At 75.0% G+C, this 8,065-nt stretch carries 7 protein-coding genes; 2 read left to right on the forward strand and 5 right to left on the reverse strand.

The genetic code is table 11. From position 1 onward, the window contains the following. Positions 1-178: 178 nt before the first annotated feature. The gene (nucS, locus tag ACFP3U_RS17025; RefSeq protein WP_380226376.1) at positions 179-838 is read left to right on the forward strand and encodes an endonuclease NucS; all 660 of its coding nucleotides are present in this window, start codon (positions 179-181) and stop codon (positions 836-838) included. A gap of 13 nt (positions 839-851) precedes the next feature. Here the strand turns inward: nucS and ACFP3U_RS17030 are convergent, their stop codons facing one another. The 5 genes from ACFP3U_RS17030 to ACFP3U_RS17050 form a co-directional block, all read right to left on the reverse strand. Further along, a complete protein-coding gene (locus ACFP3U_RS17030) occupies positions 852-3,305 on the reverse strand; it encodes an ATP-binding protein (protein WP_380226377.1) in 2,454 nt (817 codons plus the stop codon). Positions 3,306-3,541: 236 nt separating this feature from the next. Next, a complete protein-coding gene (locus ACFP3U_RS17035; protein WP_380226378.1) occupies positions 3,542-3,874 on the reverse strand; it encodes an STAS domain-containing protein in 333 nt (110 codons plus the stop codon). Between the two features lie 477 nt (positions 3,875-4,351). Continuing rightward, positions 4,352-5,221 carry a 3-hydroxyacyl-CoA dehydrogenase family protein gene (locus ACFP3U_RS17040; protein WP_380226379.1) on the reverse strand — a complete coding sequence of 290 codons (870 nt, stop codon included), beginning with the start codon at positions 5,219-5,221 and terminating at the stop codon, positions 4,352-4,354. A 187-nt stretch (positions 5,222-5,408) separates the two neighbouring features. Further along, entirely contained in the window at positions 5,409-6,059 is a 651-nt protein-coding gene (locus tag ACFP3U_RS17045) for a response regulator (RefSeq protein ID WP_380226380.1), read from the reverse strand. Then, on the reverse strand, positions 6,056-7,267 hold the full coding sequence (locus tag ACFP3U_RS17050) for a sensor histidine kinase (RefSeq protein WP_380226381.1): 1,212 nt from the start codon (positions 7,265-7,267) through the stop codon (positions 6,056-6,058). Before ACFP3U_RS17050 ends, ACFP3U_RS17045 begins: the two co-directional genes overlap by 4 nt. Before the next feature lie 153 nt (positions 7,268-7,420). On the opposite strand from ACFP3U_RS17050, the gene ACFP3U_RS17055 reads away from it, so the two are divergent. Continuing rightward, positions 7,421-8,014 (forward strand): hypothetical protein, encoded by a 594-nt coding sequence (locus ACFP3U_RS17055; RefSeq protein ID WP_380226382.1) that lies wholly within the window; start codon positions 7,421-7,423, stop codon positions 8,012-8,014. Positions 8,015-8,065 lie beyond the last annotated feature (51 nt).

An 8,065-nucleotide genomic window follows, 5' to 3' on the forward strand; every position in this document is an offset into this window, starting at 1 on the left:
GACAGCGCTCCCGCAAGCAAGCCGTCACACACCGTAGCTGCCTAAGATGGTGGCCGCCAGGGTGCCGGACAGGCTTTCACGGGATCGCAGGGCATCCATGGTGGCCGGGTTCGCGGAGTCTTCACCCGGTCGTCGCGGAATCGCATCAACTGGCCCCGGTGGGCTAGCGTGGTCGACCGTGCGTCTCGTAATTGCCCGCTGCTCAGTCGACTATGCCGGTCGGCTCTCCGCCCATCTGCCCTCCGCCACCAGGCTCATCCTGGTCAAGGCCGACGGCAGCGTCAGCATCCACGCCGACGACCGCGCCTACAAGCCGCTCAACTGGATGTCCCCGCCGTGCGTCCTCAAGGAGGCCGACGGGGTCTGGACGGTGGAGAACAAGGCCGGCGAGAAGCTCATCATCACGCTGGAGGAGGTGCTGCACGACTCCTCGCACGAGCTGGGGGTGGACCCCGGACTCATCAAGGACGGCGTCGAGGCACATCTCCAGGTGCTGCTCGCGGACCGGATGGAGGTGCTCGGCGCCGGCTGGTCCCTGATCCGCCGCGAGTACCCGACCGCGATCGGCCCCGTGGACATCCTGTGCCGCGACTCGGACGGCGCCACGGTCGCCGTCGAGATCAAGCGGCGCGGCGAGATCGACGGCGTCGAGCAGCTCACCCGGTACCTGGAACTGCTCAACCGGGACCCGCTGCTTGCCCCCGTCAAGGGCATCTTCGCCGCGCAGGAGATCAAGCCGCAGGCCCGCGTGCTGGCCACCGACCGCGGCATCGGCTGCGTGGTGCTGGACTACGACGCGCTGCGCGGCATCGACGACGACAAGCTGAAGCTGTTCTGACCCCTCGGCCGGATCAACCGGTCGTCGGCTTGGCCGCCGAGGTGGACGCCGTCGCGCTCGGGGAGCTCGACGGCGTTCCCGGTCCGCTGGGGGTCTGCGTCGGGCTCGGGGTGGCCGGCGGGGTCACCGTGCCGGGGGGCGTACTGGGGTCGCCGGTCGGCTGGGTGCCGCCACCGCCTCCGTTGTTGCCGCCCGCGGCGCCTCCCGCGCCGCCACCGCCGGCCGTAGCGCCCCCGCCCGTGCCGCCCGTACCGCCACCGCCCGTGCCACCCGCGGTGCCGCCTCCGGCGCCGCCCACGGGGGGCTGCGGCGGGTTCGGGGCCGAGGGCTGCGGCGGGGTGGGGCCGGTGCTCTCCCCCGGGCTGGGCGAGCGGCTCGGCTTCTTCGTCCCCGAGGCCGAGGGCGAGCCGGACGGCGTCCGCGAGGCCGTGGCGCTGCCACTCGGCGACGTCCCGCCCGCCGGCTCCGCCGAGGACGGCGTGCCCGTCCCGTCGGACGGTCCGGTGGCCGGCAGGGTGAGCGTCGAGGAGGGGCCGGAGGCCGTCGGACGCGGCGTCCCGGAGCGCGGCGCGGCGCCGGCGCCGGGCAGCGTGGAGCCGTCGTCGCCGCTGCTGTGCGGGTCGTTGCCCTTGTCCTCGCCGGCCACCGTCATCCCGACCGCCGTGCCGAGCACGCCCAGCGCCAGGACCGCCGCCGAGGCCGCGATCACCGTCCGCCTGCGCCGGCCCCGACCGGCGGCGGCCGCGCCGATCCGCAGCGGCACCCGTGCGATGGCCCGGATGCCGGGCCGCCGGGCCGCCGACCCGTCCGGCGCGGCGGCCGACAGCTGCCGGCCCTCGGCCCGCAGCAGGTCGAGCATCCGGCGTGCCCCGGCCGCCCCGCGCGGCTCGCCGAGCGCGCTCCGCAGCGCCAGCGCGGCCTCCAACTCGGTGACGGCCCGGCCGGGTTCGTGGACGCAGACGGCGTACACGCCCAGCTCGTGGTGGAACCAGGCCTCGTCGGCCCTGGCACCGGTCCGCCGGGCCGCCTCCAGGCCGAGCTCCAGGGCCCGCTCCCAGGCCCCCCAGCGCAGCGACAGCGCCAGTGCGGGGGCCGCCGCCCGGGCCAGCCGCCGTACCGCGTCGTGCCGCCCGGCGGCCCGGTCGGCGAGCAGGACGCCGATCACCACCTCGGCCTCGGCGGCGATCTGCGCCAGCGAGACCGAGGAGTGCCCGACCCACCAGGAGAAGTGCTGGGCGGCGCCGTCCACGCTGTCCCCGGGCGGCCAGTGCGGGGCGAGCAGCTCCAGCGCCCCGGCGGTCAGCCGGTGGTGGCCGCCGATGGAGACGGCGAGCCCGGCGTCGGCGAGTTCGGCGAGCGCGCTCTCGCCCTGGCCGACGTCGATCAGCGCGGGCAGGTGCGGGGCGGTCGGGCACTCGCCGCCGAGCGCCACGGCGAGCCGCAGCACGGCCTGGGCGGTCTCGCTGAGCCCCTCGGCGAGCCGGACGGCGGGCAGGGTGGACTCGGCGACCGAGGGCAGCGGCACGGTGCCGCGCAGGGCCGCCTCGCGGACCGCCGGGTCGGGGTCGTGGACGGGCTCCTTCACCGCGCCGAAGACGTCCAGCCGGTCCTCCTCGGCGGCGACCAGCGCGTCCACCGCGACGTCCCGCTGGCGCAGCAGCGCGGCGGCCTGGACGAAGCGCAGCGGCAGTCCCTCGGACTCGAACCAGAGGTCCACCGCCCAGGCCTTCTCGGCCGCGTCCAGGGGCCGTCCGGCCAGCCGGGCGGCGAGGGCCAGGCAGGCGGGCCGGGAGAGCCCGGCGACCAGGTGGTCCTGGAGCCGGGAGTCGGCCGGCAGCAGCGGGCTGTCGGCGGCGGCGGAGATCAGGAAGGCGCAGTCGGGGGCGGCGGCGAGCAGCGCCTCCAGCTCGGCGCCGGCCGGCTCGACCTCGTCGATGACGACGATCGCGCCGACCCCGGCGAGGTGCTCGGCGAGCTGACCGGGGTCGGGGCGGAAGCCGGGGGCGTGGTGGGTGGCGGCGAAGAGGTCCTGGAGCAGGTCGGCGGCGGTGCGCCGGTGGCCGCGGAGCTGGACCACGCCGCCGGGGGCGAGGTCGCCGGCCGACTCGGCGACGGCCGACAGCAGGGCGCTGCGGCCGGAGCCGGCCTGGCCGACCAGGCGTATCGAGCGCCCCTCGGCGAGCAGGCCGAGCAGCTGGGCGACGTCGGCCTCGCGGTCGAGCAGCGGCAGGTCGGCGGGCCCGGCGCCGAGCGCGAGCGGGCCGACCTGGCGGGCGGCGTCACCGGCCGGGCCGCGGGCGGAGGTGCCCGGCTCGGTCCGGCGGGGGCTGGGGCGCCACTCCTCGGGGCAGGGCCTGACCTCGGAGCCCTCGGGGCCGCCGACGCCCACCAGCAGCCCGCCGGAGACCAGTTCACCGTTCCGGGTGCGCACGGACTCCTGCCGGAAGTCCCCGGTTGGCTGTGCCACGTTCTGCTCCGCCCCACACTCGCGCCGTCGACCCGTACCGGGTGCCGCCCGGGGCCGGGCCCGGCGGCCGTTTCCTGACGCCAGACTCTCGCACATCCGCGCCCGCCCGCACAGCGCCGTCCCGTCACCGGCCGTCCGCGGCAGGGGTTCCGGGGGTGTTCGAGGGGTCTTGGGTGGTCAGGGGCCGGGGCGTCGGAGGCCAGGCGTCAGAGACAGGGGCGTCAGCGGCGGGGGCGTCAGAGCGCCGGCAGGGTGGCCCCGCGGGGCTCGGCGACGACGCCCTCGACGGCGAGGATGCGGTGCAGCCGGGTGGCCACCAGCAGCCGCTGGAGCTGGGCCGGGACGGAGCGCAGCACCAGCCGGCGGCCGATCCGGCCGGCGCGGCGGTGGGTCCCCATGATCACGCCGAGGCCGGTGGCGTCCCAGAACTCCAGGCGGGCGAGGTCGAGCACGAGGTCGCCGAAGCCGCCGTCGACGGCCTGGTGCAGCCGCGCCCGCGCGTCGGCGGCGGTGCGCACGTCGAGGCGGCCTTCGAGGGCCAGCGCGGCGTGGTTGCCGGTGATGCGCATGCTCTCCTCCTCCTCCGCGAGGCGGGCCCGGCGTGCCGGGGCGGGCCGGACCGGGTCGGCCGGCCCGGTCGGTGCCGCCGGGTGTCGGCGGCCGGGTGGCTGTCGGTGGCTGGGTGACTGTCGGTGGGTACGGGTGTCGCTGACGGTCTCGGGCCGTGAGGCGGTGGCGGTGGCGCTCCGGGTGCCGGGAGGGCCCCGCGGCCCCACGCGCCGGCCCCGGCCGTGCGGAATGCCGGGTTCCCCGTCATCCATCTGACGGCGCGCCGGGCCCCCGGGTTGCTGGTTCCGGCCGGATCTGAAGCAACTTCACTCGTCCGAGGGAATATACGCAGGAACTCTCCACACCTACGCTCGATTACCGCCCAAATCACCCGTCTGCGGCACCGGCGTGAGCAAACTCACCCGGACCAGGCAGAACGGGCCGTACCGTCCCGCGACCGCACGGCCCGTCCCGCTCCTCGGCTCAGCCGCGGGCGGTCACTTGCCCGGGTACGGGTAGAAGCCGCGGCCGCTCTTGCGGCCCAGGTCACCGGCGGTGACCATGCGCGCCATGATCTCCGGGGCGGCGAACTTCTCGTCCTGGGTCTCGTCGTAGATGTTCCGCGCGGCGTGCAGCAGGATGTCCACACCCGTCAGGTCGGCGGTCTCCAGCGGGCCCATCGGGTGGCCGAAGCCGAGCCGGCAGGCGGTGTCGATGTCCTCGGCGCTGGCGACGCCCGACTCGTAGAGCTTGGCGGCCTCGACGACCAGCGCGGTGATCAGGCGGGTGGTGACGAAGCCGGCCACGTCGCGGTTGACCACCACGACCTCCTTGCCGACGCCCTCGGCGAAGGCCCGGGCGGTGGCCAGCGTCTCGTCGCTGGTCTTGTAGCCGCGGACCAGCTCGACCAGCTTCATCAGCGGCACCGGCGAGAAGAAGTGCACGCCGACGACCGACTCGGGGCGCGCGGTGGCGGCGGCGATCCGGGTGATCGGGATGGCGGAGGTGTTGGAGGCGAGCACCGCGCCGTCCTTGGCGAGCTTGTCGAGCTCCCTGAAGACGCCCTCCTTGACGTCCAGCCGCTCGAAGACCGCCTCGACCACGATGTCCGCCTCGGCGACCGCGCCGAGGTCGGTGGTGGTGGTGATCCGGCCGAGCGCGGCCTCGGCGTCCTCGGCGGTGAGCCGGCCCTTGGAGACGAACTTGTCGTACGAGGCGCGGATGCCGTCGAGGCCGCGGCGCAGCGCCTCCTCGGTCACGTCGCGCAGGACCACGGGGTGTCCGGCCTGCGCGGAGACCTGGGCGATGCCGGCGCCCATCAGGCCGGCACCGATCACGGCGATCTGCTTGCTGGACGCACTGCTCATGGCTTGGTCTCCCGATGCCGTCGCCGCCCTGGTGGGCGGGCCCTGAAGGCGGCTCAAGGCAGGGATCGCCCACCGAGCCGCATCGCTCATGCGCCGGACTTTAGTGCCCGAACGGTGCCCGTGGTGCCATCCGGAGGTGTGATCTGCATCCGACCCGAGGCCCTCTCTTTCGGATCGATCCGACCGATCAGATCATCAGCCCGAGATCCTGGGCGAGGATCGCCGCCTGCACCCGGCTGCGCAGCCGCAGCTTGGCCAGGATCCGGCTGACATGGGTCTTGGTGGTCGCCTCCGCCATCGCCAGCCGCCCGGCGATCTCACCGTTCGACAGCCCCGCGCCGATACAGGCCAGCACCTCCCGCTCGCGCGGCGTCAGCTCCGCCACCGCCGCCCGGACCTCCGGCCCCACCCGGCGCTCCGGGCGGGCGAAGGTGCCGATCAGCCGGCGGGTCACCGAGGGCGCCAGCATGCCGTCCCCGCGGGCCACCGTGCGGATGCCGTCGACCAGGGCGTCCGCCTCCAGGTCCTTCAGCAGGAACCCGGCCGCCCCGGCCCGCAGCGCCCCGTAGACGTACTCGTCCAGGTCGAAGGTGGTCAGCACCAGGACCTGCGCCGCCCCGGCCGCCACCACCTGGCGGGTCGCCGAGACGCCGTCCAGCCGCGGCATCTGCACGTCCATCAGGACGACGTCCGGCCGCAGCTCCAGCGCGAGCCGGACGGCCTCCTCGCCGTCCGCCGCCTGACCGACCACCTCGAGGTCCGGCTCGGCCCGCAGGATCATCACCAGCGCCGCCCGGACCGCCGCCTGGTCCTCCGCGACCAGCACCTTGATCGTCATGCCCGTCCCGCCCCTTCCTCCGCCACCAACTCCCGCGGCAGCACCGCGCGCACGCTCCAGTACTCGCCCTCCGGCCCGGCCTCGAAGCTGCCGCCCAGCAGCGAGGCCCGTTCCGCCATGCCGACCAGCCCGGCCCGGGCGCCCGGCAGGGCCTGCCCCGCCCCGCGCCGGAACGGGCTGTCCACGGCGATCCGCAGCTCCCCCGGACGGAAGTCCAGCAGGACCCGCACCTCGCCCGGTCCGGCGTGCTTGAGCGCGTTGGTCAGCGACTCCTGCACGATCCGGTACGCGGCCAGCTCCACCGGCACCGGCAGTTCGCCGCGCTCACCGCGCTCGGCCAGCTCGAAGGCCAGCCCGACGTCCGGCCCGGCCGCCCGGGCCTTGGCGAGCAGGGCGTCCACCGCCGCCAGGTCCGGCGCGGCGTACGACTCGTCGGCCTCACCGCCGCCGCTGTTCCGCAGCAGCCCGACGATGCGGCGCATTTCGGCCAGGCCCTGGACGCTGTTCTCGCGGATCACCCCGAGCACCTCCACCACCGGGTCGTCCGCCGCGCGCCGCTGACGCCGCGCCATCGACTGCGCCCCGGTCGCGTGGATCGCGATCGCCGACAGGTGGTTGGCCACCACGTCGTGCAACTCGCGTGCCATCCGGGACCGTTCCGCGACCACCGCCTCGCGCCGGTCCATCTCGGAGAGCAGCGCGGTCTGCTCCGCCCGCAGCCGCTGGGTCTCCGCCTCCTGCCGGTGCTTGCGCACGATGTCGGCGGTCCACAGCGGGCCCAGGAAGATCAGGGTGGTGAGCACCGCCACCGCGACCGCCGTGCCCGAGTCGGTGTAGACGAACGTCAGGGTGGTCAGCACCAGCACCGAGGCGGTGCCGCTGACGTGCAGGACCGGCGACATCCGCCGGGGCCCGTACACCACCGCCGCGTAGAGCAGGTCGGTGTACATCAGGGTGGTCGCCATCAGGGCGCCGGTGAAGATGCTCCCGGCGAAGACCAGTCCGCCGAGGACGGCGATGGTGATCGGCCTGGTCCGCCGGAACAGCTCCAGGGCCGCCATCGCCAGCAGCGCCGGCAGCACGTGCCAGCGCGGTACGGCCGAGGAGTGGTCGTACACCTTGAAGGCGATCAGCAGCAGTCCGCCGAGCAGCCCGGAGAGCGCGATCGCCGTGTCGACCTGCCGCGGGGTGGGTGTGGGTCTGCGCACGCCCCCATCAGATCATCCCCGGCCCGTGCCCGGCTCCGGTGTCGGGAGGAGCCGCGCTACATCGAAAGATGCAGCCCGGTCCGTCCCCGCCGACGACGCGCGCGCGAGGGCGCTCCGGGAGCCTGGAACCATCGTCGAGACCCGGAGCACACCATGATCGTCACCCTCATCGCCTCCGCCGAGGTCGCCTTCTGGGTGGTTCTCGCGCTGGGCCTGGCCGCCCGCTACCTGCTGCGGTGGCGGACGGCGAGCACCGTCCTGCTGGTCGGACTCCCCGTGATCGACCTGGTGCTCTTCCTGCTCACCTTCTTCGACCTGCGCGGCGGCGCCACCGCCTCCTGGACGCACGCGCTCGCCGCGAGCTACCTGGGCTTCTCGGTCGGCTTCGGGCCGTCCGTGGTCCGCTGGGCCGACAGCCGCTTCCTGCACCGCTTCGGCGGCGGCCCGAAGCCGCTGCCCGCGCCCAAGTACGGCGCCGAGCGCAGCCGCCACGAGTGGCAGATCTGCCGCCGCACCCTGGTCTCGGTGGCGATCACGATCACCCTGATCACGGCGCTGAAGCTGTTCACCGACGCCGCCGGGACCGGCGTGTTCGACCAGTGGTACTGGCGGCTGGGCATCGCCGCGGCGGTGAACACCGCGATCGCCGTCAGCTACACGCTCTGGCCGAAGCAGCCGCCGGCCGGCGCGATCGTCGAGGACGGCCGGATCGTCGGCTGGCACCTCCCGGAGCGGTCCAGCCACTAGACGAGTAGATCCGAAGTTCCGGCCCGCCAAAGGGCAGAGGGCGTCCAAGAT

Origin of the sequence: Kitasatospora misakiensis, assembly GCF_042656005.1 — a bacterium.
Lineage (GTDB): Bacteria > Actinomycetota > Actinomycetes > Streptomycetales > Streptomycetaceae > Kitasatospora > Kitasatospora misakiensis.